General features: G+C 72.1%; 18 protein-coding genes. 12 read left to right on the top strand and 6 right to left on the bottom strand.

Annotation, left to right across the window (positions count from 1 at the left end):
• The first annotated feature begins 19 nt into the window (after nucleotides 1–19).
• The 4 genes from mfd to AC3WSN_RS08695 all read left to right on the top strand — a co-directional run bounded on the left by mfd (nucleotide 20) and on the right by AC3WSN_RS08695 (nucleotide 7,737).
• A complete protein-coding gene (mfd, locus tag AC3WSN_RS08680) occupies nucleotides 20–3,616 on the top strand; it encodes a transcription-repair coupling factor (protein ID WP_492537321.1) in 3,597 nt (1,198 codons plus the stop codon).
• Between the two features lie 70 nt (nucleotides 3,617–3,686).
• Nucleotides 3,687–5,027 (top strand): AmpG family muropeptide MFS transporter, encoded by a 1,341-nt coding sequence (locus tag AC3WSN_RS08685; protein ID WP_492537322.1) that lies wholly within the window; start codon nucleotides 3,687–3,689, stop codon nucleotides 5,025–5,027.
• 189 nt (nucleotides 5,028–5,216) lie between these two features.
• Nucleotides 5,217–6,578 (top strand): DUF2778 domain-containing protein, encoded by a 1,362-nt coding sequence (locus AC3WSN_RS08690; RefSeq protein WP_492537324.1) that lies wholly within the window; start codon nucleotides 5,217–5,219, stop codon nucleotides 6,576–6,578.
• A gap of 109 nt (nucleotides 6,579–6,687) precedes the next feature.
• The gene (locus tag AC3WSN_RS08695; protein ID WP_492537326.1) at nucleotides 6,688–7,737 is read left to right on the top strand and encodes an HpcH/HpaI aldolase/citrate lyase family protein; all 1,050 of its coding nucleotides are present in this window, start codon (nucleotides 6,688–6,690) and stop codon (nucleotides 7,735–7,737) included.
• A gap of 292 nt (nucleotides 7,738–8,029) precedes the next feature.
• On the opposite strand, the gene AC3WSN_RS08700 is transcribed toward AC3WSN_RS08695, so the two are convergent.
• A complete protein-coding gene (locus tag AC3WSN_RS08700) occupies nucleotides 8,030–9,013 on the bottom strand; it encodes a GlxA family transcriptional regulator (RefSeq protein ID WP_492537328.1) in 984 nt (327 codons plus the stop codon).
• Nucleotides 9,014–9,066: 53 nt separating this feature from the next.
• On the opposite strand from AC3WSN_RS08700, the gene AC3WSN_RS08705 reads away from it, so the two are divergent.
• The 4 genes from AC3WSN_RS08705 (at nucleotide 9,067) to AC3WSN_RS08720 (ending at nucleotide 10,831) form a co-directional block, all read left to right on the top strand.
• The gene (locus AC3WSN_RS08705; protein WP_492537330.1) at nucleotides 9,067–9,789 is read left to right on the top strand and encodes a DJ-1/PfpI family protein; all 723 of its coding nucleotides are present in this window, start codon (nucleotides 9,067–9,069) and stop codon (nucleotides 9,787–9,789) included.
• 16 nt (nucleotides 9,790–9,805) lie between these two features.
• Complete coding sequence (locus tag AC3WSN_RS08710) at nucleotides 9,806–10,204, top strand: nuclear transport factor 2 family protein (protein WP_492537332.1); 399 nt, start codon at nucleotides 9,806–9,808, stop codon at nucleotides 10,202–10,204.
• 47 nt (nucleotides 10,205–10,251) lie between these two features.
• Nucleotides 10,252–10,590, top strand: coding sequence for a heat shock protein HspQ (hspQ, locus tag AC3WSN_RS08715; RefSeq protein ID WP_192709123.1), 339 nt, complete (start codon nucleotides 10,252–10,254; stop codon nucleotides 10,588–10,590).
• A gap of 94 nt (nucleotides 10,591–10,684) precedes the next feature.
• Nucleotides 10,685–10,831, top strand: a complete 147-nt coding sequence (locus tag AC3WSN_RS08720; RefSeq protein WP_192709325.1) for a hypothetical protein — start codon at nucleotides 10,685–10,687, stop codon at nucleotides 10,829–10,831.
• A gap of 133 nt (nucleotides 10,832–10,964) precedes the next feature.
• Here the strand turns inward: AC3WSN_RS08720 and AC3WSN_RS08725 are convergent, their stop codons facing one another.
• Nucleotides 10,965–11,747, bottom strand: a complete 783-nt coding sequence (locus tag AC3WSN_RS08725; RefSeq protein WP_492537334.1) for an invasion associated locus B family protein — start codon at nucleotides 11,745–11,747, stop codon at nucleotides 10,965–10,967.
• A gap of 460 nt (nucleotides 11,748–12,207) precedes the next feature.
• Here AC3WSN_RS08725 and AC3WSN_RS08730 point away from each other — a divergent pair, with 460 nt between their 5' ends.
• Nucleotides 12,208–13,461: an AMP-binding protein gene (locus tag AC3WSN_RS08730; RefSeq protein ID WP_492537336.1), complete on the top strand. Its 1,254-nt coding sequence runs from the start codon at nucleotides 12,208–12,210 to the stop codon at nucleotides 13,459–13,461.
• A gap of 161 nt (nucleotides 13,462–13,622) precedes the next feature.
• Nucleotides 13,623–13,967, top strand: a complete 345-nt coding sequence (locus tag AC3WSN_RS08735) for a hypothetical protein (RefSeq protein WP_192709121.1) — start codon at nucleotides 13,623–13,625, stop codon at nucleotides 13,965–13,967.
• A gap of 120 nt (nucleotides 13,968–14,087) precedes the next feature.
• Here the strand turns inward: AC3WSN_RS08735 and AC3WSN_RS08740 are convergent, their stop codons facing one another.
• Nucleotides 14,088–15,302 (bottom strand): UbiH/UbiF family hydroxylase, encoded by a 1,215-nt coding sequence (locus AC3WSN_RS08740; RefSeq protein ID WP_492543051.1) that lies wholly within the window; start codon nucleotides 15,300–15,302, stop codon nucleotides 14,088–14,090.
• 259 nt (nucleotides 15,303–15,561) lie between these two features.
• On the bottom strand, nucleotides 15,562–16,446 hold the full coding sequence (locus AC3WSN_RS08745; RefSeq protein ID WP_192709119.1) for an alpha/beta fold hydrolase: 885 nt from the start codon (nucleotides 16,444–16,446) through the stop codon (nucleotides 15,562–15,564).
• Between the two features lie 86 nt (nucleotides 16,447–16,532).
• Between AC3WSN_RS08745 and recG the strand changes: the two genes are divergently transcribed.
• Both recG and AC3WSN_RS08755 read left to right on the top strand, forming a co-directional pair.
• Nucleotides 16,533–18,749: an ATP-dependent DNA helicase RecG gene (gene recG / locus AC3WSN_RS08750; protein WP_492537339.1), complete on the top strand. Its 2,217-nt coding sequence runs from the start codon at nucleotides 16,533–16,535 to the stop codon at nucleotides 18,747–18,749.
• A gap of 284 nt (nucleotides 18,750–19,033) precedes the next feature.
• Nucleotides 19,034–19,357, top strand: a complete 324-nt coding sequence (locus AC3WSN_RS08755; RefSeq protein WP_492537341.1) for a hypothetical protein — start codon at nucleotides 19,034–19,036, stop codon at nucleotides 19,355–19,357.
• A gap of 194 nt (nucleotides 19,358–19,551) precedes the next feature.
• Here the strand turns inward: AC3WSN_RS08755 and AC3WSN_RS08760 are convergent, their stop codons facing one another.
• Both AC3WSN_RS08760 and AC3WSN_RS08765 read right to left on the bottom strand, forming a co-directional pair.
• A complete protein-coding gene (locus AC3WSN_RS08760; RefSeq protein ID WP_192709116.1) occupies nucleotides 19,552–20,346 on the bottom strand; it encodes a DUF502 domain-containing protein in 795 nt (264 codons plus the stop codon).
• Between the two features lie 124 nt (nucleotides 20,347–20,470).
• Nucleotides 20,471–21,418: a sugar kinase gene (locus AC3WSN_RS08765; protein ID WP_492537343.1), complete on the bottom strand. Its 948-nt coding sequence runs from the start codon at nucleotides 21,416–21,418 to the stop codon at nucleotides 20,471–20,473.
• Between the last annotated feature and the right edge of the window lie 439 nt (nucleotides 21,419–21,857).

Below are 21,857 nucleotides of genomic sequence, written 5' to 3' on the forward strand. Positions count from 1 at the left end.
CCTCCCCGCGAAAGACCCGATGGCCAAGCCTCAACCGAAGCCTTCTGCGCCCGCCCCCAAGCCGCAGGTCGCGCGCTTCGCGCTGCCGAAATCCTCGGCCCTCGCCAAGGCGATCGACGCCCTCAAGCGCGGCGACAGCCCGGTGCTGGCGAACGCCCCGGAAGGCTTCGACGCCCTCGCGCTCGCCGACCTCGCCCGCGCCCTGGCGCCGACCGTCGATGCGCCGGCCGTGCTGGTCCACGTGGCGCGCGATTCCGGGCGCTCGGCCTCGTTCCAGGCGGCCCTCGGCTTCGTCGCGCCCGAGATGGACGTGATGAGCCTTCCGGCCTGGGACTGCCAGCCCTACGATCGCGTCTCGCCGACCACCGCGGTCGCCGCCGCCCGAATGACGGCGCTGGCCCGCCTCGCCCGCACCCGCTCCGCCGAGGACCGGCCGCGGATCCTCTGCACCACCGTCAACGCCCTCGTGCAGCGGGTCCCGCCCCGCACCCACATCGCCAAGGAGGCGTTCTCGGCGGCGATCGGCAACGTCGTGGCGATGGACGATGTGGTGGCCTGGGTCGAGGCCAACGGCTTCCTGCGCACCGGGACGGTGCGCGACACCGGCGAGTACGCGGTTCGCGGCGGCATCCTCGACCTGTCGCCCCCCGGCCTGCCGGCGCCGATCCGCCTCGACTTCTTCGGCGACACGCTGGAATCGATCCGCGCCTTCGACCCGGAGACGCAGCGCACCACCGGTCAGCTCCGCTCGCTCGACCTGATGCCGATGAGCGAGGTCCAGCTCACCACCGAGACGATCCGGCGCTTCCGCCAGGGCTACATCCAGAGCTTCGGCGCCGCGACCCGGGACGACCGGCTCTACGAGACCGTGAGCGAGGGGCGGCGCTATGCCGGCCTCGAGCACTGGATGCCGCTGTTCTACGACCACCTCGACACGCTGTTCGACTATCTCGGCGGCGTGCCGCTGGTCTTCGACCCGCAGGTGGAGGATGCCGCCGCCGAGCGGATCAGCCTCGTCCAGGATTATTACCAAGCCCGCGAGGGTGCGATGAAGACGCCGCAGGCCGGCGTCGCCCCCTACAAGCCGCTGCCGCCCCGCGCCCTTTATCTGACGCCGAACGAGCTGAAGGAGCGGATCGCCACCGCCACGGTGGCGCGGCTGACCCCGTTCGCGCAGCCCGAATCGTCCGAACGCGCCGTCATCGATTGCGGCGCCAAGGCCGGACGCAGCTTCGCGCCGGAGCGGGCCGACGAGAACACCAGCGTGTTCGACGCCGCGGTGGCGCATATCCGTGACCTCCAGGGAGCCGGTCATCACGTGATCCTGGGCGCGTGGTCCGACGGCTCCCGCGACCGGCTCTGCGGCGTGCTCACCGACCACGGCCTCAAGAAGCCCGTGGCGATCACCCGGCTCACCGACGTCTACGCGCTGAAGCGCGGCACCGACGCGGCGGTTGCGGTCTGGGGCCTGGAGGCGGGCTTCACCGCGGGCGAGCTGGCCGTCGTCTCCGAGGGCGATATCCTGGGCGACCGGCTGGTCCGCCAGAAGCGCAAGGCCAAGCGGCCCCAGGACGTGATCCTGGAGGTGCAGGCGCTCCAGCCCGGCGACCTCGTCGTGCACGCCGACCACGGCATCGGCCGCTTCGTCGGCCTCAAGACGATCCACGCCGCGGGCGCCCCGCACGATTGCCTGGAGCTGCAATACACCGGCGGCCTGCTGCTGCTGCCGGTGGAGAACATCGAACTCCTGACCCGCTACGGCTCGGAGGATTCCGAGGTCGCCCTCGACCGCCTCGGCGGCGGCGCGTGGCAGGCCCGCAAGGCCAAGATGAAGCGCCGCATCCTCGAGATGGCGGGCGAGCTGATCAAGGTCGCGGCCCAGCGCTTCGTCCGGAAGGCCCCCGCGCTGCAGGCGCCCGAGGGGCTCTACGGGGAATTCGCCGCCCGCTTCCCGTTCGAGGAGACCGAGGACCAGGCCAACGCCATCGACGCGGTGCTGGACGACCTCAATGCCGGCCGGCCGATGGACCGGCTGGTCTGCGGCGATGTCGGCTTCGGCAAGACCGAGGTGGCGCTCCGCGCCGCCTTCGCGGCGGCGATCTCCGGCAAGCAGGTGGCGGTGATCGTCCCCACGACGCTGCTGGCCCGCCAGCATTTCCGGACCTTCGCGGAGCGCTTCAAGGGCCTGCCGGTCCAGGTGGCGCAGCTCTCGCGCTTCGCCTCCGCGGCGGAGATGAAGCAGACGCGGGCGGGGCTCATCGCCGGCACGGTCGACATCGTGGTCGGCACCCACGCTCTCTTGGCGAAGAACATCGCCTTCAAGGATCTCGGCCTGATCATCGTGGACGAGGAGCAGCATTTCGGCGTCGCCCACAAGGAGCGGCTGAAGGCGCTCCAGGCGGACGTGCACGTGCTGACGCTGTCGGCGACGCCGATCCCGCGCACGCTCCAGCTCGCCATGACCGGGGTGCGCGAGCTCTCGATCATCGCGACGCCGCCGGTGGACCGGCTGGTGGTGCGCACCTTCGTGACGCCGTTCGACCCGCTGACCATCCGGGAGGCGCTGCTGCGCGAGCGTTACCGCGGCGGCCAGGCCTTCTACGTGGTGCCGCGGATCGAGGATCTCGCCGAGGTCAAGAAATTCCTCGACGCCGAGATGCCCGAGATCAAGGTCGCGGTGGCCCACGGCCAGATGGCGGCGGGCCAGCTCGAGGACGTGATGACCGCCTTCTACGAGGGCAAGTTCGACGTCCTGCTCTCGACCACGATCGTGGAATCGGGCCTCGACATCCCCACCGCCAACACGCTGATCGTGCACCGGGCCGACATGTTCGGTCTGGCCCAGCTCTACCAGCTGCGCGGCCGCGTCGGGCGCTCGAAGGCGCGCGCCTACGCGCTGTTCACGACGCCGGCGAACCGTCAGCTCACCGCACAGGCCGAGCAGCGGCTCAAGGTGCTGCAATCGCTCGACACGCTGGGCGCGGGCTTCCAGCTCGCCTCCCACGACCTCGACATCCGCGGCGCCGGCAACCTCCTCGGCGACGCCCAGTCGGGCCACATCAAGGAGGTCGGCTACGAGCTCTACCAGCAGATGCTGGAGGACGCGGTGACGGCGCTCAAGGCCGGCATCGAGGACGTGCCCGAGGAGGCGTGGTCGCCGACCATCGCGCTGGGCGCGCCGGTGACGATCCCGGAGGATTACGTCGAGGATCTCGGGGTGCGGCTGGCGCTCTACCGGCGGCTCGCCACCCTCCAGGACGATGCCGAGATGGAGAGCTTCGGGGCCGAGATGATCGACCGGTTCGGGCCGCTGCCGCCGGAGGTGGAGCAGCTCCTCAAGATCGGCACGATCAAGATCCTCTGCCTCAAGGCGAACGTCGAGAAGGTCGAGGCTGGGCCGAAGGGCGTGGTGGTCCATTTCCGCGACCGCTCCTACGCCAACCCGCAGGGGCTCGTGGCCTACGTCGCCGAGCAGGCCTCGTTCGCGAAGGTGCGGCCCGACATGAGCGTCGTGTTCGTGCGCGAGCTGAATACGGTCCCGGCGCGGCTCAAGACCGCCACCGAGGTGCTGCGCAGCCTCGTGAAGATCGCCGAGCGGGGGAAGAAGGCGGCGTGAGGGTGAGGGGCGCCTCGCGCGCCCGGGCATGACCCCTCATCCTGAGGGGCGGCGGTCAGGAGACGCGTGGATGGCAAACCCGGCGCAGGTCACCGGCGCGCCCGAGCCGGTGAAGGCCGCCACAGGCGCCTTCCTCACGCCCCTGTTCACCGACCGGCGCGTCGCCGCGGTGCTGGGCCTCGGCTTCGCGCAGGGCATCCCATTCCTGCTCGTCTACGCGACCCAGTCGGCGTGGCTCGTCCAGGCGAAGGTGCCGCTCGCCACGATCGGGCTGATGAGCGAGCTGACAATCGCCTACAAGCTCAAGTTCCTCTGGGCGCCGTTCCTCGACCGCCACGATGCGCCGCTGCTGGGCCGCTGGCTCGGGCGCCGCCGCGGCTGGATCGTCGCCACGCAGATCCTGGTGGCGCTGGCGCTCGCCGGCGTCGCCTTCGGCGATCCGGCCCACTGGCTCGCCTGGACGGTGGCGTTCTCGCTGGCGCTCGGCGTCGCGGGCGCCACCCAGGACGTGGTGATCGACGGCTGGCGCATCACCGCCGCGCCGCCCGAGCAGCAGGCGCTGATGTCGTCCTGGTCGGAGATCGGCTACCGGGTCGGCAATCTCGCGGCAGGGGCGGGCGCCCTCTACCTGTCCGATGCGTATGGCTGGCGCGCCGCCTACCTGTGCATGGCCGCGCTCATGGCCCCGGGCACCATCGCGGCGCTCCTCGCCCCCGAGCCCCCCGCCCCCGAGACGCCTGCCACCGGCGGCTTTGTCGAGACCGTCTGGGCGCCGATCCGCGACCTCCTCGCCCGGCTCGGGCCGCTGGCCATCCCGGTGCTGGCACTGGTCGCGGGCTTCCGGATGCCCGGCTACGTCTCGAACGCCATGGCGATCCCGCTGTTCAAGACGCTGGGCTATTCCAACACCGACATCGCCACCGTGACCAAGCTGTTCGGCTTCTGGATCGCGTTGGGCGGGACGTTCCTGGCGAGCGCCATCATCCCGCGGATCGGCATAATGGCGAGCCTGCTGATCGGCACCGTGACGGCCTCGGCCTCGCACCTGGCCCTCGCCTATCTCGCCTGGCACGGCGGCCATGGCGGGGCGGCGTTCTGGACCTTCGCGCTGACCGTGGGCATCGACGGCTTCGCCTACGCCTTCGCGTCGATCGTGCTGATCACCTACATGTCCCGGCTCTCGGCCACCGCGCATGCGGCGAGCCAGTACGCCCTGCTGACCTCCCTCTGCGCCCTGCCCGGCAGCCTGCTCGCCGGGTTCTCGGGCTTCGTGATCGAATGGACCGGGTTCGCGTGGTTCTTCGTCGGCACGTCGCTGATCGGCGTGCCGGTGGCCCTGCTCTGCCTGCTGGTCGCGCGTCGGCACGGGCCGATGGACGCGCCTGGCGAAACGCCCGGATCAACGACCTGAGGCTGTGTCCCAACTCGGGAACGCCCGCGGAAACTATCTCTTTAGCGGGGATTAACCACGCTGCGGCTTAATGGGGCGGACGGTTGATGTCCTCCCCAGACGGGCGACCCAAGCCACGTGCGCGAGACAGGCTCTCGCGGGCGAACGGCGGCGGCTGCCCACGGGGAAGCGCGTACGCGAGTTTCCCGAATGGCCCAGGCTGCGTTGTCCCAAGCCGCGTTCCAGACCGCGTATCCGAGCGCGGAACCCCTGCGCCGGGCGCCGCCGCGCATCACCTACGTCGAGACCGCCTACGATCCCGTCATCCGGACCCGGGCGCCCTATCCGAGCGCCATGCGGCGTGCCCGCCGCCGCGCCCGGCTGACCGCGCTCATCTCCCTGACGGCCATGACCCTGGCCGGCTGGGCCGTGCTCAGCCACCCGCAGGGGCCGGCCCGGTACGACGAGCAGACTGCCGCTGCCACCGAGGCGGCGCCCGCGCTCTCGCCGGCCGCTCCGGTCCGGCCGGTCGCCCGCAGCGCTGCGTCGAAGCCGAGCATCGCCTGGATGCTCGACCCGAGCCCGGCCCTGGGCTCCGGCACCGCGACCGCCTTCGGCGGCGAGGCTCTGCCCACCCCCGCCTTCCAGGTCGCCGTCGCCGAGCCGTCCCTGGCGGTCCGGGAGATCGCCCGGCAGGTTGCCAGGGCCGAGCAGATCAAGGCCGAGCAGATCAAGGTCGAGCAGGCCCGCGTCGCCCAGATGCGGGTCGCGCAGGCCCGGGTGGCCGAGAAGGTCGCCGAGGCGCCGGTCCGGGTCGCCGCCGCCGAGACCACGCCCGCCGCCCTCGTGCCCGCCTCCGTCCTGGTCCCGCTGCCGGTGGCGCGTCCGGCCGAGCTGCGGCGCCAGGCCGCCGTTCCGCCCACTCGCGTCGCCGCTCGTGCCCTGCCCCGCACCCGCGACGTGTTCCGCGCCGCGATGGCCGAGGAGCCGTCCTTCTTCGAGAAGCTGTTCGGGGTCGGCGGCGCCGCGCCGTCTCAGGACAACCGTCAGGAGCCGCGCCAGGCGCTGGCCTATGCCAGCCCGGACGCCCTGCCGCGGGAGGCGCCGCGCACCCGGGTCAGCCCCGCCCCCGAATCCGTCGCCGGCACGGCCGTCTACGACATCAGCGCCCGCACGGTGACGCTGCCCTCCGGCGAGGTGCTGGAGGCGCATTCCGGCCTCGGCGAGGCCATGGACAACCCGCGCTTCGTCCACGTGCGCATGCGCGGCTCGACGCCGCCCGGCACCTACGACCTGACCGAGCGCGAGCGCCTGTTCCACGGGGTCCGGGCGATCCGCCTCAACCCGGTCGGCGGCAGCGCCGCGATCCACGGCCGCGACGGCCTGCTCGCCCACACCTACATGCTGCGCCAGCCGGGTGCCTCGAACGGCTGCGTCTCATTCCGCGACTACAACCGCTTCCTGCAGGCGTTCCTGCGGGGCGAGGTCCGGCGCCTCGTGGTGGTGGCCGGCAGCACCGGCGACTTCTTCGGCCGGATCGGGATGAGCGAGCGCGGCGGCCGGCGGGGCTGAAGCCGGTCTGCACCGAAAGTCCGAGATCACGTGTGCGCGGCGCGGCTTTACGCGCCCGCCCAAGCCTGCCTTAACGGGGCCAGACGCCAGCCCTGACAAGAGGCACCCGATGAAACTGCCCCGCCGCTTTTTCCAGCCCCTCGCCACCGGCGCGCCGGCCCCGTTCCGCGAGCTGCCGGTGCGGCTGGAGCGGATGATCCACTTCGTGCCGCCCCACAACGACAAGGTCCGCGCCCGGGTACCGGATCTCGCCGGGACCGTCGACGTGGTGCTGGGCAATCTGGAGGACGCGGTCCCGGCCGACCAGAAGGAGGCCGCGCGCAAGGGCTTCGTGGCGATGGCTCAGGCCACCAACTTCGCCTCCACCGGCACCGGCCTCTGGACCCGGATCAACGCCCTCAACTCGCCCTGGATCTTGGACGACCTGTTCACGATCGTGGCCGAGGTCGGCAACAAGCTCGACGTCGTGATGGTGCCCAAAGTCGAGGGGCCCTGGGACATCCACTACATCGACCAGCTGCTCGCCCAGCTCGAGGCGCGCCACGGCGTCACGAAGCCGATCCTGGTCCACGCGATCCTGGAGACCGCCGAGGGCGTGGCCAATGTCGACGCCATCGCGTCGGCCTCGCCGCGGATGCACGGCATGAGCCTCGGGCCGGCGGATCTCGCGGCATCCCGCGGCATGAAGACCACCCGGGTCGGCGGCGGCCACCCGGATTACCGGGTGCTCAGCGACCCCTCCGGCGATGCCCCCCGCGCTACGGCCCAGCAGGATCTCTGGCACTACACGATCGCCAGGATGGTCGATGCCTGCATGGCCAACGGCATCAAGGCATTCTACGGCCCGTTCGGCGATTTCTCCGACGGCGACGCCTGCGAGGCGCAGTTCCGCAACGCCTTCCTGATGGGCTGCGCCGGCGCCTGGACGCTGCATCCGAGCCAGGTGGCGATCGCCAAGCGGGTCTTCGCGCCGGATCCGGCCGAAGTGGCCTTCGCGGCCCGGATCGTCGAGGCCATGCCGGACGGAACCGGCGCGGTGATGCTCGACGGCAAGATGCAGGACGACGCCACCTGGAAGCAGGCCAAGGTCATCGTGGATCTGGCGAAGCTCGTGGCGGCCAAGGACCCGGAGCTTGCGGCGGTCTACAAGCTGGGCTGAGCGGGCTCCCGGACTCGGGCGTCGTGTGCGGCGCCGCGTTGACTGGACGAAGCGCGGGTCCCCTCTCCCGTGCGGGAGAGGTGGCGCGTCGCGGGTTCGAACCGGCCTCCTCCCATCCACCCCCCTCATCCTGAGGTGCCCGCGCGAGCGGGCCTGAAGGAGGGCTCCAGAAGCCATTGTGGTCCCTGGAGCTCTCCTTCGAGGCGGCTTCGCCGCACCTCAGGAAGAGGAAGTGCATGGGAAAAGTCCCGATGCGCGGCCCTCGAATGCCGCACGACGGTCTGAGCCCCTCTCACGCCCCGAACCGCGCCCGGTACTCCTGCGGCGTCGCCGCGACGTGCCGCAGGAAGCTGCGCCGCATCGTCTCCTCGGAGCCGAAGCCGCAGGTCCGGGCGACGCGCTTCACCGGCTGCGCCGTCTCGGCGAGCGCGCGCCGGGCGGCCTCGACCCGCAGGCGCTCCACGGCCCTGGCGGGCGTGAGGCCGGTCGCCTCCAGATAGTGCCGGCTCAGGCTGCGCGCGCTCATCCCGGCCGCCGCGGCGAGCGCCGGCAGCGACAGGTCGCCGGACAGATTGTCGGCGATGAAGGCGTGGAGCCGCCCGAACCGCTCCTCTCCTGCCTGCAGAGCGAGCGTCGCGCTGAACTGCGCCTGCCCGCCAGGGCGCTTCAGGAACATCACGAGGTGGCGCGCCACCGCCAGGGCGACGGCGCGGCCGAGATCCTCCTCGACCAGGGCGAGGGTGAGATCGATGCCCGCCGTGACCCCCGCCGAGGACCAGACCGGGCCGTCGCGCACGAAGATCGGGTCGGGCTCGATCCGGGCCTGCGGGTAGCGTGCGGCCAGCGCGCCGCAGTGCTTCCAGTGGGTCACGGCCCGCCGCCCGTCGAGGAGCCCCGCCGCTCCGAGCAGGAACGCCCCGGTGCAGACCGAGGCGACCCGGCGGGCTTGGCCCGCCCGCGCCCGCACCCAGGCCGAAAGCGCCGGATCGGCGCAGGCCGCCAGGACGCCCGGCCCGCCCGCGATCACCAGCGTGTCGACCGGCGCGTCGCGTTCCGGCAGCGGGTCGGCCACCAGCCGCAGGCCCGCCGAGGCGGTGAGCGCCACGTCGCCGGCCGCGATCACCCGCGGCGCGTAGGGCAGCCCGACGCCGCCCTGCTCGTTGGCGGTGGCGAAGACCTGGAGCGGCCCGGCCACGTCGAGGAGCTGCACCGCCGGGAAGGCCAGCACCTCCACGGGTCGCCGCGCATCTGGCGAGAAACGAGGGATCTTTGGCATCTCGGCCAGATCCTGGCGCGGTAAGGTGCCCCTGTCCACCACGGAGGCTCCGCATGATCCCGCCCGACACCCACCTGCAGATCGGCTCGCTCCTGTTCGAGGGGCTCGACCAGATCGACCTCACCGGCCCGTTCGAGGTCCTGTCGCGGGTGCCCAACAGCACCTACCGGGTCTACGCACCGCGCCTCGAACCCGTCCGCGACGTCCGCGGCCTCCGGATCCTACCGGACGCCACCCTGGCGGAGGCGCCGCGTCTCGACGTGCTGCACGTCCCGGGCGGCCAGGGCCAGGAGGCGCTGATGCGTGATGCCGCCGTGCTCGGCTGGATCCGCGACCAAGCGGCAGGCGCCGGCCACGTCCTCTCGGTCTGCACCGGCGCGCTGGTCCTCGGCGCGGCCGGCCTCCTAGTCGGGCGACGGGCCACGACCTTCTGGAACGCCTTTCACCTGCTCCCCTTGTTCGGGGCCATGCCGGTGGACGAACGGGTCGTGATCGACCGCGATGCGGACGGCCGCACCTGGGTGTTCGCGGCCGGCGTCACGGCCGGGATCGACGGGGCGCTGCGGCTCGCCGCCGAACTGCGCGGCGACGAGGCCGCCCAGGCGATCCAGCTCGGCATGCAGTACGCCCCCGAGCCGCCGTTCGACAGCGGCACACCCCGCACGGCTCCGCCGGCCATCGTGGCGCGGGCGCGCTCGGCCGCCGCCGACATCACCGCCCGGCGCGAGGCCACCGCCCGGGCGATCGCCGCCGAACTCGGCATCCACACCCTCTAGCTCTAGGAGATCTCCGATGGATCTCACCCACGTTCACGCCTTCGCGGCCGCCCTGCAGGCCAAGGACCGGGACGCCATGCTGGCGCAGATGGCCGAGGAAGTGGTGCTCAACACGCCGCTGGCCGCCGAGCCCGTGTGCGGGAAGGCGGCGATCCGGCCGGTGGTCGACGCGCTTCTGGAGGTGATCGACGCCTTCGAGATCCGCGAGATCCTGGAGGGACCCGGGCATGCCGCCGCGTTCTTCGGGGCTGCGGCCGGTCCGAGCCGGCTCGACGGCATGGATTACTGGCGCCTCGACGCGGCCGGTCGCATCGCCGAGATGACCGTCCTGTGGCGGCCGCTGCCGGAAGCGATCGCCGTCCGCGATCGTCTGGTCCGCATTGCGGAAACGCAGGCATCCGCGGCGGCCGGGTGACACAATCCGTCTTCGGACCTATCTGTCCGATCTGGACGGGTTGAACCATGACGGACGTAACTCTGAGAACCGCGAAATTTGCGATCGGGGCCGTGGTGCGCCACCGGATCTACCCGTTCCGGGGCGTTGTGTTCGACGTTGATCCGGTCTTCGACAACACCGAGGAATGGTGGCTGTCGATCCCCGAGGAGGTCCGGCCGCGCAAGGACCAGCCGTTCTATCATCTCCTCGCCGAGAACGCCGAGACCGAGTACGTCGCCTACGTGTCGGAGCAGAACCTCCTGCCCGACACGTCGGGCGAGGCCCTGCGCCATGCCGGCATCGCCGAGATGTTCGAACGCGACGCCGCCGGCGGCTACCGGATGCGCGACCGCGCCACGAACTGAGCGGGACGGGGTCGTCAAGATCCTGGCAAGATCCTGGCAAGACCGCCGCGATAGCCTCCCGCGACGGCCGGTGCCGTCGCTTGAGCCCGCCGCCATGATCCGACTCGCCGCCGCGGCGCTGCTGACCGCCGGCCTTTTCCGCGCCCCGGACCGCGCCAACGACAGTGCCGCCGAGCTCGATGCCGGCGGGCTGGTGCTCCGGCGCGAGCCCGGGATCGCGCTGTCTCTTGCCGAATCGTGAACGCCGGCGCCGTGCGATCGGGCACGGCTCCCAGGCCGGATCTCGAAAACACGAAGGGCCAGACCTTGCGGCCTGGCCCTCGACGAGCCCGCCGCGCAGGCGGCGGGCCGATACCGAACGGTTGCGGGATCGCTTACTTGGCGGCCGGGGCCGCGCCGCCGGCGGCCGGAGCCGCGCCGGCGGCGCCACCCTGCTGCTCGAGCTTCTTGCGCATGTCCTCGGAGCGCTTCTCCAGCTCGGCCTGGAGCTTCTTCTGCTGCTCCTCAAGGACCTTCGGGTCGATGGCCGGGCCGTCGAAGGCCTTGCCGAAGCCGGCCAGCGGCACAGCGAAGGTGACCTCGCGCTGGGTCTGGTTCTGGACCGAGACGTTGAGGGTCGTGCCCTTCTTCATCGCGGCGATCACGCCGGCATCGACGCCGCCGGCCTCGGCGAAGCAGCCGTTCGGGAAGCAGACCGCGAAGCGGCCGGCCGTCGGGCTCTGGCTGTCGACGTTGAACCGGATCCCCGGCTGCAGCAGCAGGCCGAGCGGCAGCAGGTAGCGCACCACGCGCACCTCCTGCTTCTGGGCGGCGTTCTTCATCTCGTAGACGGCCACCGCCAGGACGGGCTGGCCCTGGTCGGACACGAAGTCGCGGGTGGTGTAGCAGATGTCGGTGCCCGAGCCCTGGTCCTTGCCGCAGACCTTCGTCCAGTCGGCCTGGCTCGGCTCGGACTTCACGGTCACGATCTGCGGGCCGGTCTGCGCGGCCGGCGTGTTGGCCGCCGGGGTGCCGCCCGGAGCGGCCGGCGCGGGCGCGGTCGGCGCCGGGGCCGCGGGCTTCTTCGGCTGCGCCAGCGCCGGAGCGGCTGCGAGGCCGAGGCCCGCGAGGCCGAGGAGGGCGGCGCGCGCGAGCGTCGCGGTGCGGGTGAAGGACATCGGCTCTGACCCCTTGGAAGAGACGTGGTGTGGCTTGCTGGATGCGAAGCCGGCCTGGCGGCAGGTCCGCCGGACCGCCCGGTCGCGCGCCAGTGTGGCGTGCCTCCCGGAGCTCCGGATGAATCGGTCCGGCCATCGGACGGGACGGGCGCACGGATGCGCGCATCTCCCACCCTGGCGACCGGGCGGCCTGCCTTTCCCCTCGAATGAGGCGAAGGCATGACACCGCGGCCTGGCGGGTGCGTCATCGCCCATCGGGCCGCGGCCGGCCCCCGATAGGCCCGCGCCTGCCCGGCCGCAAGCGCGGCGTTGCACGAGCGCGTGATCGACCCGGTCCGGCGGCCCGGCCCATCCCGGCGACGGGCCGGGCGCGAAGCCGGCTTCCGGCAATCTTAGCGGTCGGTTAACCGTAACCGGCCGACCATGCCGTCGGGTCTGCAGAAGCGGTGGGGGCGGCGGGTTGAGCGCGTTCGCGGTGGCGGAGAGGGCGGCCGATGCCGCACCGGACGCGTCCGCGCGGTCCGGTGGCCTGTCCGCCTGCCTGTTCGCGGGGGCGCTCGCCGGCCCGCAGCGCACGGTCCTGCGTGATTCGGGCGACCGCGTCGCCTGGTGCGCCCGCCCGGCGATCACCTGGACCTACGCGGCCGCCGCCGAGATCGTCGGCCGGCTCGCCCGCGGGATCGGTGCGTGGCGGCTCCCGGCCGGCAGCCGGATCGGCTTGTGGTTCTCCGGGGGCGCCGAATCGGCGTTGGCTCACCTCGCCGTGGAGGCGTCCGGACACCTACCCTGCGCGATGCCCGCCGTCTGGGATGCCGAGCAGCTCTCCGCGGGAATCGAGGCGGCCGGCCTGGTCGCGGTGCTGACGGAGGGCCGTCGCGGGGAGCGGCGGCCGGCCGAGGACCTCGCCAACGCGGCCATGCGCCATTTCGGCCTGCGCTACCTCGCGGCGTTCGGGCCGGGGGTGCCGGACGGCGTGATCAGCCTCGATGCGATGGCGCTGGAGCGCGGGATCATCGAACCGGCCGCGAGCCTGGGTCTCGTGACCTTCTCGGACGGCGATCCGACCCAGCCCGTCTACCGCACGGCCGCCGCGCTCGCCGCAGCGGTCGAGGCGCATCTCGACGCGCTCCCCGTGGGCGCGGATGAGCGGATCCTGACGCTCCTGCCGGCCCATGACCTGCGCGGCCTCGTCACCGGTCTCGGCGCGGCCCTGGCGGCCGGGGCCGGACTGGAAACCGCGCTGCCCTTCGACGAGACGGGATTCCGCAGCGCCCTGCTGCGGCCGGTGCCGACCCGGCTCGTCGTCCCGGCCCTGATCGAGCCGGCGCTCGCCGCCCTGCCCCTGCCCTGGACCGTGCGCGCCCTCCACGTGGTGCATCGGGCACCGACGCCGCTGACCCCGCGGTCCACATCCGGAACCACGGGCCCGCAGAGGCTGGATTCCTTGGTCTTCGGCGAGGACGCGGTGCTGACGCGCCCGGGCCTGCGCGACCTGGCCGCGACCCTGGCCTATCCCGAGCGGGCGCCCCTGCCCCGCACCCTGCTGGCCCTCGCCCGCGGGGCCGATGGCAGCTTGTCCTATCGCGGACCGGCCTGCGCGGCGGCGCCCCTGCCCCGCGGCGAGATCCCCGACACCGACGCGCAGGCGTGGCAGGGGGCGGGCTATCGTCCGGTCCTATCCGGCGGAATCGCGCTCGGCGTCGAGCGCGCCTGAACGGCGGACGATCGGCGGTTCATCCCGCGCTCAGGCGCCACAGATAATCTCGCATCTGCACACGGACCGACGGATCCGATCCGCCTGTTCGTGGGTTCTGCATCGGATTGTCGTGACGGCTATCTTTCCAAGCCGTCCGGGATGGAGTACCGCTCAAGCTTATGGGTGCGCTGCAACAAGTGCTCGTGGTCGACGACGGCGTTCGCGCCGTGGACCGGTCCCTTTCGGGCGAGCTGGCCAGCCTCGGCTACGCGAGCGTCACCGCCTCCATGGAGGCGGCGGACGACGTTCTCGCCGTGATCGCCCGCCCGGCCGCCGTCCTGCTCCAGGCCCCGACCCGCCGCGATCCCGGCTATGCTCGGCGCGCCGCCCGCCTGCGCGGCCATCTGCGCGACCGCGGCATTCCGGTCATCCTCATCGGCGATTCGGGCGAGGCCCGGGCCGGCGGTCCGGTCGATCTTGCGACCCGCCTCGGCGCCTACGTGGCCGCGCAGCCGGATCTCTGAAGACCCCGTCGCACCTGTGGCCCCCTTCCGGGCCGGTGCGGCATCCCTCAGGGCGCAGGGCGCGCTGCGAAGCGCACCGCTGCACCCTCACCATCGAATCGCGCAATCCGCTTCCGCCCGCTAGCGCGCCGGGCGCATCAGTTGCGGTGCCCCGAGCCGCGGCAGGACGCCCTCCCGCATCACCAGCCGACGCAGAGGGCCGAGCTGCGCCATCGCCAGCAGGCCGACGCCGCGGAGCGCGTCCACCGGCAGCAGGTCAGTAAGCAGGCTCCGGTTGAGCAGGTCCACCGCGGCGGTGCGCGCGGCCGTGTCGATCCGGCGGGCCCGGGCATAGGCGTCGAGCGCCGGACGGCTCCCCGGATCGCGCCCGTCCCGGGCGGTGCCGAGCACCACGTCCCGCAGGGTGGCGGCATCGCGCAGGCCGAGATTCAGCCCCTGCGCGCCGATCGGCGGGAAGACGTGGGCGGCCTCGCCGATCAGCGCCAGCCGCTGCGACACCGGGCGCGCCACCGCGAGCCCGCGCATCGGCACGAGGCCGCGGGGGCCGTCGACCCGCATGGCGCCGAGCATCGCCCGGGCTTGCCGCTCCACCGCTTGGCCCAGGGCCGCGTCGTCGAGGGCGGCCAGCCGGCGGGCCGCGCCCTCCCCGGTCACCCAGACCAGGCTGGAGCGGTGCCCGCCCGGCAGCGGCACCAGGGTGAAGGGGCCGGAGCGCGTGTGGAACTCGGTGGAGACGTCCCGGTGCGGGCGATCATGCGCCAGGATCGTCGTGATGGCGCTCTGCGGATAGGTCCAGTCGCGGACGGGCAGGCCGCTGGCCACCCGGAGCGGCGAGCGTGCGCCGTCCGCGCCCACCACCAGCCGCGCCTCGACCGCGCCGCCCCCCGCTAGGGCGATCCGCGCGGCCGCCTCTCCGGGCGTGGCGCCGCAGGCATCCGCCTCGATCAGGGTGAGATTGTCCTGGGCCCGGGCGCGGGCGCGCAGGCTCTCGACCAGGCGCGCGCTCTCGACGTTCCAGCCGAAGGCGTCCAGGCCGATCTCGGCGGCCTGGAACCGCACCGGCGGCGGCCGGAACAGGCTGCCGGTATCGTCGACAATCTGCAGGGTGCAGAGCGGGCTCGCGTGCGGCGCCACCGCCTCCCAGGCGCCGAGGGCCTCCAGGAACCGCACCGACCCGTCGAGCAGCGCCACGGTGCGCCCGTCCGCCACGGGGGCGTGGCGGCCGACCAGGGCCGTCGGGATGCCCTCCCGGGCGATCGCCAGCGCGGCGGCGAGGCCCGCGGCCCCGGCGCCGACCACGGCGACGTCGAAGATCGTGTTGGCGTCCTCCGGCATGATCTCCTGCACGATTGAGGCGTCCCCTCCGAAAGAATCTGGCGCGGGGCCCTCCGTTGTCATCACGCGCGCAGCGAAGTGACCCAGGGTAGCGCGATCTCTCAGATCCTGGCGCTTCCTGGATTGCTTCGCTCCGCTCGCAAGGACGGCGGCGCCGAAGCGACCGAAGCCGCTGTGGCGAGCCCGGCACGCTGCCGTATCTGCGGCTTTTGCCACGCCTGCCAAGTCCGGCGGCCGGGCGCCACGGCGCCGCAGCCGGTCAGCCCAGGAACGCCGCCAACTCCGAAAAGACCTCGTCCGGGCGCTCCTCCTGGAGAGTATGGCCGCAATCGAGCGCCCGGCCGGACACGTCGGTGGCCTTCTCGCGCCACGTCTCCAGGACGTCGTAGGTCTGGCCCACCGTGCCCTTCGCGCCCCAGAGCGCCAGCAGCGGCGCCCTGACGCGCGCCTCCGAATCGGCGGCGTCGTGCTCTAGGTCGATCCCGGCCGCCGCCCTGTAATCCTCGCAGATCGCGTGGCGGCAGGCGGGGTCGGCATAGCAGCGCAGGTACTCGGCGAACAGCTCCGGCGGAGTCGAGCCCGGGGTCTTCGACTGGCCCTCGACGTGGTGACGCAGGAAGTATTCCGGATCGGCGCCGATCAGCGTCTCCGGCAGGGGGTGGGGCTGGATGAAGAAGAACCACCAGAAGTAGCGGGTGGCGAAGGCCTTGTCGGTGCGCGCGTACATGGTCGCGGTCGGCGCGATGTCGAACAGGGCAAGCCGCTCCACGGCTCGGGGATGGTCCAGGGCGAGGCGGTGGGCGACGCGCGCGCCCCGGTCGTGGCCGACCACGGCGAATCGGTCGTGGCCGAGCGCCCGCATAACCGCGACCGCGTCGGCCGCCATGACGCGCTTGGCGTAATGGGCGTGCCGCTCGCCGCCCGGAGGTTTCGACGAATCGCCGTAGCCGCGCAGGTCCATGGCCACGACGCTGCGGTGCTCCGCGAGGCGTGGCGCCACGTGGAGCCACGTCGACAGGGTCTGCGGATGGCCGTGCAGCAGCAGGACCGGGGGGCCGGAGCCGGCCGAGCGGGCGTTGATCGTCACGCCCGGTTCGGTCTCGATCCGGTGCCGCGCGAAGCCCGGCAGGAAGTCGCTGGCCATGGGTGTCGGTCTCCCTCGCGCCGCACTGGCGCGGCAGGATGCACCGGATGATAAGGCGCCTCCGGCACCATGTCCGCCGAACCGCCATGACAGATGCACGCGCGACTCAGGACCCGGCCTTGAAGGATTCCGAAGCCGCCGAGGCACCGGAGGAGGAAGCTGGCCGTGCGCCCGCCGCACCGGCCCTGCGCCCGAGCATCCTCGATCCGCTCTTCGCGCCGGCCCGCGCCCTGCCGGGGATCGGCCCGAAGATGGCGCCGCTCATCGAGAAGCTGCTCGGCACCCCCGAGCGCGAGGCCCGGGTGGTGGACCTGCTGTTCCACCTCCCCCAGGGCGGCGTGGCCCGCAAGCTGATGGGTTCGATCAGCGAGGCGCCGACCGGCGAGCCGGTGACAATCGGCGTCACCGTGGTGGCGCACCGCCCGGCCCAGATCGGATCGGGCAAGCGCCCGCACCGGGTGCTGGTGGAGGATGCCTCCGGCGACATCTCGCTGGTGTTCTTCGGCATGCCCCGAGCTCGCGTGGAGAAGATGCTGCCGCTCGGGGCCCACCGCTACATCACCGGCCGGATCGATCTCTGGGACGGCACTCGCCAGATGGTCCACCCGTCCCGGATCGTGGACGAGGCGGGCTTGGCCGAGCTGCCCGCGGTCGAGCCGGTCTACGGCGCCACCGAGGGGCTGACCTCCCGGGCGATCAACAAGCTCGCGGTCGCGGCCCTCGACCGCCTGCCGGTCCTGCCCGAATGGCAGGACCCGGCCTGGCTGGAGCGGAACCGGTTGCCGGCCTTCGCGGACGCGCTGCGCCTCGAGCACCGCCCGGAGGAGGCGCCCCCGAAGGCCGAGGATCCGCTCCAGCCGCCGCCCGCGACGCCGTCCCGGAAGCGGCTGGCCTACGACGAGCTCCTCGCCTCGCAGCTGGCGCTGGCCCTCTTGCGCGCCCGCCAGCGGCGCAAGGCCGGCCGGGTCAATGCCGGCGACGGGGCCCTGAGCGCCCGCATCGAGAGCGCCCTCCCCTTCGCGCTGACCGCCGCCCAGGCCCGGGCGGTGGCGGAGATCCGCGCCGACCTCGCGGTGCCGCGCCGGATGCTGCGCCTGCTTCAGGGCGACGTCGGCTCGGGCAAGACCGCGGTAGCCTTGCTCGCCATGGCCTCGGCGGTCGAGGCCGGGCGTCAGGCGGCGCTGATGGCGCCCACCGAGATCCTGGCCCGCCAGCATTTCGATCGGCTCCAGCCACTGGCCGGGACTCTGCGCCTGCGCCTGATGACCGGCCGCGACCGGGCCGCGGAGCGCAAGAGCACGCTCGCCGCCCTCGCCGCTGGCGAGATCGACATCCTGGTCGGCACCCACGCCCTATTCCAGGAGGCGGTGACGTTTCGCGACCTCGGCTTGGCCGTGGTCGACGAGCAGCACCGGTTCGGCGTGCACCAGCGCCTGGCGCTCGGCGCCAAGGGCGAGGCGGTCGACTTCCTGGTGATGACTGCGACGCCGATTCCCCGCACCCTGGCGCTGACCTTCTTCGGCGACATGGACGTCTCGATCCTCGACGAGAAGCCGGCCGGCCGGCAGCCGATCCGCACCATCACGCTGCCGACCGAGCGGATCGACGAGGTGGTGGCCGGCCTCGCCCGGGCGATCGCCAGCGGCGAGCGGGTCTACTGGATCTGCCCGCTGGTGGAAGAATCCGAGTTCATCGACCTCGCCGCCGCCGCGGAGCGCTTCGACGACCTGAAACAGCATTTCGGCGACGCCGTCGGGCTGATCCACGGCAAGATGCCGGGCCCTGAGAAGGATGCCGCCATGGCCCGGTTCGCCGCCGGCGAGACCAAGCTCCTGGTCTCGACCACGGTGGTCGAGGTCGGGGTCGACGTGCCCGAGGCGACCATCATGGTGATCGAGCACGCGGAACGGTTCGGGCTGGCGCAACTGCACCAGCTCCGCGGCCGGGTCGGCCGCGGCTCCAAGGCCTCGTCCTGCCTGCTGCTCTACCGGGGCCCCCTCGGGCAAGTCTCGCGGGCGCGGCTCGAGATGATGCGCGAGAGCGAGGACGGCTTCCGCATCGCCGAGGCCGACCTGAAGCTGCGCGGCGAGGGCGAGGTGCTCGGCACCCGCCAATCGGGCCTCGCGGCCTTCCGGCTGGCGCGGCTGGAGAGCGACGGCGCCCTGCTGGAGGCGGCCCGGGACGACGCCCGCATGATCGTCGAGCGTGATCCCGGCCTCAGGAGCCCCCGCGGGCAGGCGCTGCGGGCGCTCCTCTACATGTTCGAGCGCGAGGCCGCGATCCGGCTGATCGGGGCCGGATGAACGGTGTCGTTCAGGAAAGTCCGGCGTTCATGAACGGCCAGCTCCCCCATCGAAGCCAATCGTCGGATCGGTCGTCCGATGCGGCGATGTCACAGACGCTCGATAAAAGGTAATGATTTCAGAAGCTTGACGGGGCGAGTCGGAAGCTTGGCGGCGGCCGGATGGCGGCGCGGCGGGCTGCAGGCAGGCCTCGTGACCTTGCATCAGCCACAATCTTCCCTTAACTGGAGATGAACGAATGGCCCGGTAAGCCGGGACATCACGGACGAATCTGGAGGACGGACATGTCGAACGGACTGTTCCAAAACCTGCCGGGCTCCCACGAGATGGCCGGTGTTCAAGCCCTGCCGAACGAGCCCTGGCTGTTGCCGATCTCGGATCGCGCCGCCGCGGCGGTGGGCAAGTCTGCGGACGAATTGCAGGCTGCCGTACGGCAGGCCGCCCGCCCCTTCTGGCTGTTCGCCAACGGTCTCTGCGTCGCGCTGGGCCTCGCCCTGGCCGTGCAATGCGTCACCGGCTGGACGCCGGCCGCGCCCCGCAGCGCCGTGACGGTGGCGCAGGCGACCCCGCCGACCCTCGCGCCGCAGACGGCTTCGCTACAGCGCTGAGCCGCTCCTGACGATCTGGAGTTCAGGGCCGTCCCATGCGGGGCGGCCTTTTTCGTAGCCGACGCCGAGACGGGCGCCCGGTCCATGCCGGCGGCGCCCTATCCGGGATATTCCGCTGGGCTGGGTCGCTTCGCGGCGCCCGCGATGACGGGCGCGGCATTTCGATCACAGACGGTGCGTTCGGGTTCGGGCCGTCACGCGTCCTGAGGCTCCCGCTGCGGCGCCGGGCCGCCCGCTTGATGGGCCGCCCGTAGGGAGGCCGCCATGGCGTTGAGGCGCCCTTGCGGATCTTCCGGCTGGATCACCCCAGCCGACATCACCAGCTTGGCCGCGTCGTCGACGCTGATGTGGAGCTCCACCACCTCGGCGCGCGGCAGGTAGAAGAAGAAGCCCGTGGTCGGGTTGGGCGCGCAGGGCAGGAACACGCCCACGAGTTCGTCCGCCGCGGCGCCCCGCTCCCGCAATGCGCCCTCGACCTCGGGCGCCGCCGGGGCCGACAGAAACACCACCGACCACGTGCCCTTCACGGGGAACTCCACCAGCCCCACCGTGCGGAAGGAGGTGCCGTTGGCCGAGAACAGCGTCTCGAAGATCTGGCGTAGGCCCTTGTAGAGGCCCGAGATCACCGGGGTCCGGGCCAGCAGCACCTCACCGAACTCGATGACCGAGCGGCCGACGAGGTTGGCCGTGAGGAAGCCGAGCAGCGTCACCGCGAGGAACGCGATGACGAGTCCGAGGCCGGGAATCGAGAACGGCAGGTAATGGTCCGGCAGGTAGCTCGCCGGCACCAGCGGCTTCACGAACGAATCGATCAGCGCGATGAACCACCACGTGATGTAGGCGGTGATGGCCAGCGGCCCGGCCACGATGATGCCAGTGAGGAAGTAGGTCCGCAGCCTCCCCCGCGCGCTGACCCGCGTCTTCGGGGTGGTGCCGGGCGCGGACGCGTCGGGCTCGGGAACCTGAATCGGCGGGGGACTCGGCGCCACGGGTGCCCTCTCGGCCGCGCCAGGTGCGGCGATCCTGCTGCGGAGGGCCATCCCCCCGGACGGCAGAGGTAGCGGTTGCGCTGGCCCGCCTCAAGGGCATGGGCCGCCCCGGACCCGGCGGCCCTCAGGTCTCCGGAGCGGGCTGCCGAAGAGTGGGAGGCAGGGCGAGGGCTGGCATCGCCTCCCGGGGAATCACGGCGCCGTGGTGTCCGATCACCGCCCCGGCGAGGCGATGTGCCTCGGCGGCGGCCGCCTCTGGGGCCAGCCCGGCGATGCGCGCGGCGAGGTAGCCCGCCGCGAAGCTGTCCCCCGCGGCCGTCGTGTCGACGACCCGGGTCGCCGGCCCCGCCGGCACGGAGACGTCGCTCGCCCCGTGCAGCACCTGGGCAACCGGTGCGGATCCGCTCGACGCCTTGAGCACGATCTCGGCGCGTCCGCGGTGGCGCAGCACCTCGTCCTCGCCCGTCTCGCCGAACAGCCAGTCCAGATCCTCCGCCGAAGCGAAGATCAGGTCGGCCAGCGCCAGGGCTGTGCGGAAGGCCGCCCAGGCCTCGTCCCGGTCGGGCCAGCCGCGGGGACGGTAGTTGGTATCGAAGGCCACCTGCCCGCCCCGGGCCCGCAGGTCCGCCAGGGTCTGGAACAGGGCCGCGCGCCCGGTCTCGCCGTAGAGCGACAGGCTGATCCCGGAGAAGTGGACGAGATCATAGGTCTCGAGGGCGGCCCGTGTCTCGGCGGCGCCCGGCCCGGTGAACAGGTCCCGGGCCGCCGCGCGCTCGCGCCAGTAATGGAAGCTGCGCTCACCGTCGGCATCGGTGCGGATGATGTAGAGGCCCGGCATCCGGCCCGGCATCCGTCGGACCTGATCGAGGCCAATCCCCTCGCGGCTCCAGGCCGCCGCCATCTCGTCGCTCCAGATGTCGTCACCCAGAGCCGTCACGTAGTCGACCGCGACGCCCAGGCGCGCGAGGTAGAGGGCGGTGTTCAGGGTGTCGCCGCCGAAGCCGCGGACGAGACTCCCGTCCGGACGCTCCGACAGCTCGACCATGCACTCGCCGATGCAGGCAACCTTCATACGGCTCCTCCCGACAGGCCAACGCTTTTCCGCACCGTGCGGCCCGGCCTGTCAATCGCGCGCCGGACGCTCGCGCCTGATCGGGCCCCGTCGCGTGGGCCGCGGCTACCTGTCCGGCGTCGGAGGCTGCCGCCAGCCGGAGATGAGCCCATTATTCAAATCCGGAATACGTCTGTTCGACGTGAAGTGTTGTGCGCAATATTTATATTGATTTGTGGCACATCGGAATAGATATAATCGATAACATATTCATCGCCGTCAATTTCCGGCAGCATATCCTATGATAATTCTGCATACATCGTATGCTTCTGCGTGAGAGCTTCGAATTATACACCGAATCGCTCAGGAGTTAATCATGAATTAGCTCTGATCTGGCAGGGAACATTGTGCGGGCCGCGATTGATATCCCCTTGGGTCTTTCGTTCGACAACGGCGTGGT

The sequence above is a fragment of the Methylobacterium sp. FW102-HT35C08 genome, assembly GCF_058790235.1.

Excerpts from the sequence above, each read along its gene's own strand:
- AC3WSN_RS08690 (WP_492537324.1), top strand. The coding sequence starts at position 5,217 with ATGGCCCAGGCTGCGTTGTCCCAAGCCGCGTTCCAGACCGCGTATCCG.
- AC3WSN_RS08745 (WP_192709119.1), bottom strand. The coding sequence starts at position 16,446 with ATGGCCAGCGACTTCCTGCCGGGCTTCGCGCGGCACCGGATCGAGACC.
- mfd (WP_492537321.1), top strand. The coding sequence starts at position 20 with ATGGCCAAGCCTCAACCGAAGCCTTCTGCGCCCGCCCCCAAGCCGCAG.
- AC3WSN_RS08755 (WP_492537341.1), top strand. The coding sequence starts at position 19,034 with ATGTCGAACGGACTGTTCCAAAACCTGCCGGGCTCCCACGAGATGGCC.
- AC3WSN_RS08735 (WP_192709121.1), top strand. The coding sequence starts at position 13,623 with ATGGGTGCGCTGCAACAAGTGCTCGTGGTCGACGACGGCGTTCGCGCC.
- hspQ (WP_192709123.1), top strand. The coding sequence starts at position 10,252 with ATGACGGACGTAACTCTGAGAACCGCGAAATTTGCGATCGGGGCCGTG.
- AC3WSN_RS08695 (WP_492537326.1), top strand. The coding sequence starts at position 6,688 with ATGAAACTGCCCCGCCGCTTTTTCCAGCCCCTCGCCACCGGCGCGCCG.
- AC3WSN_RS08740 (WP_492543051.1), bottom strand. The coding sequence starts at position 15,302 with ATGCCGGAGGACGCCAACACGATCTTCGACGTCGCCGTGGTCGGCGCC.
- AC3WSN_RS08765 (WP_492537343.1), bottom strand. The coding sequence starts at position 21,418 with ATGAAGGTTGCCTGCATCGGCGAGTGCATGGTCGAGCTGTCGGAGCGT.
- AC3WSN_RS08700 (WP_492537328.1), bottom strand. The coding sequence starts at position 9,013 with ATGCCAAAGATCCCTCGTTTCTCGCCAGATGCGCGGCGACCCGTGGAG.
- AC3WSN_RS08685 (WP_492537322.1), top strand. The coding sequence starts at position 3,687 with ATGGCAAACCCGGCGCAGGTCACCGGCGCGCCCGAGCCGGTGAAGGCC.
- AC3WSN_RS08705 (WP_492537330.1), top strand. The coding sequence starts at position 9,067 with ATGATCCCGCCCGACACCCACCTGCAGATCGGCTCGCTCCTGTTCGAG.
- AC3WSN_RS08720 (WP_192709325.1), top strand. The coding sequence starts at position 10,685 with ATGATCCGACTCGCCGCCGCGGCGCTGCTGACCGCCGGCCTTTTCCGC.
- recG (WP_492537339.1), top strand. The coding sequence starts at position 16,533 with ATGACAGATGCACGCGCGACTCAGGACCCGGCCTTGAAGGATTCCGAA.
- AC3WSN_RS08710 (WP_492537332.1), top strand. The coding sequence starts at position 9,806 with ATGGATCTCACCCACGTTCACGCCTTCGCGGCCGCCCTGCAGGCCAAG.
- AC3WSN_RS08725 (WP_492537334.1), bottom strand. The coding sequence starts at position 11,747 with ATGTCCTTCACCCGCACCGCGACGCTCGCGCGCGCCGCCCTCCTCGGC.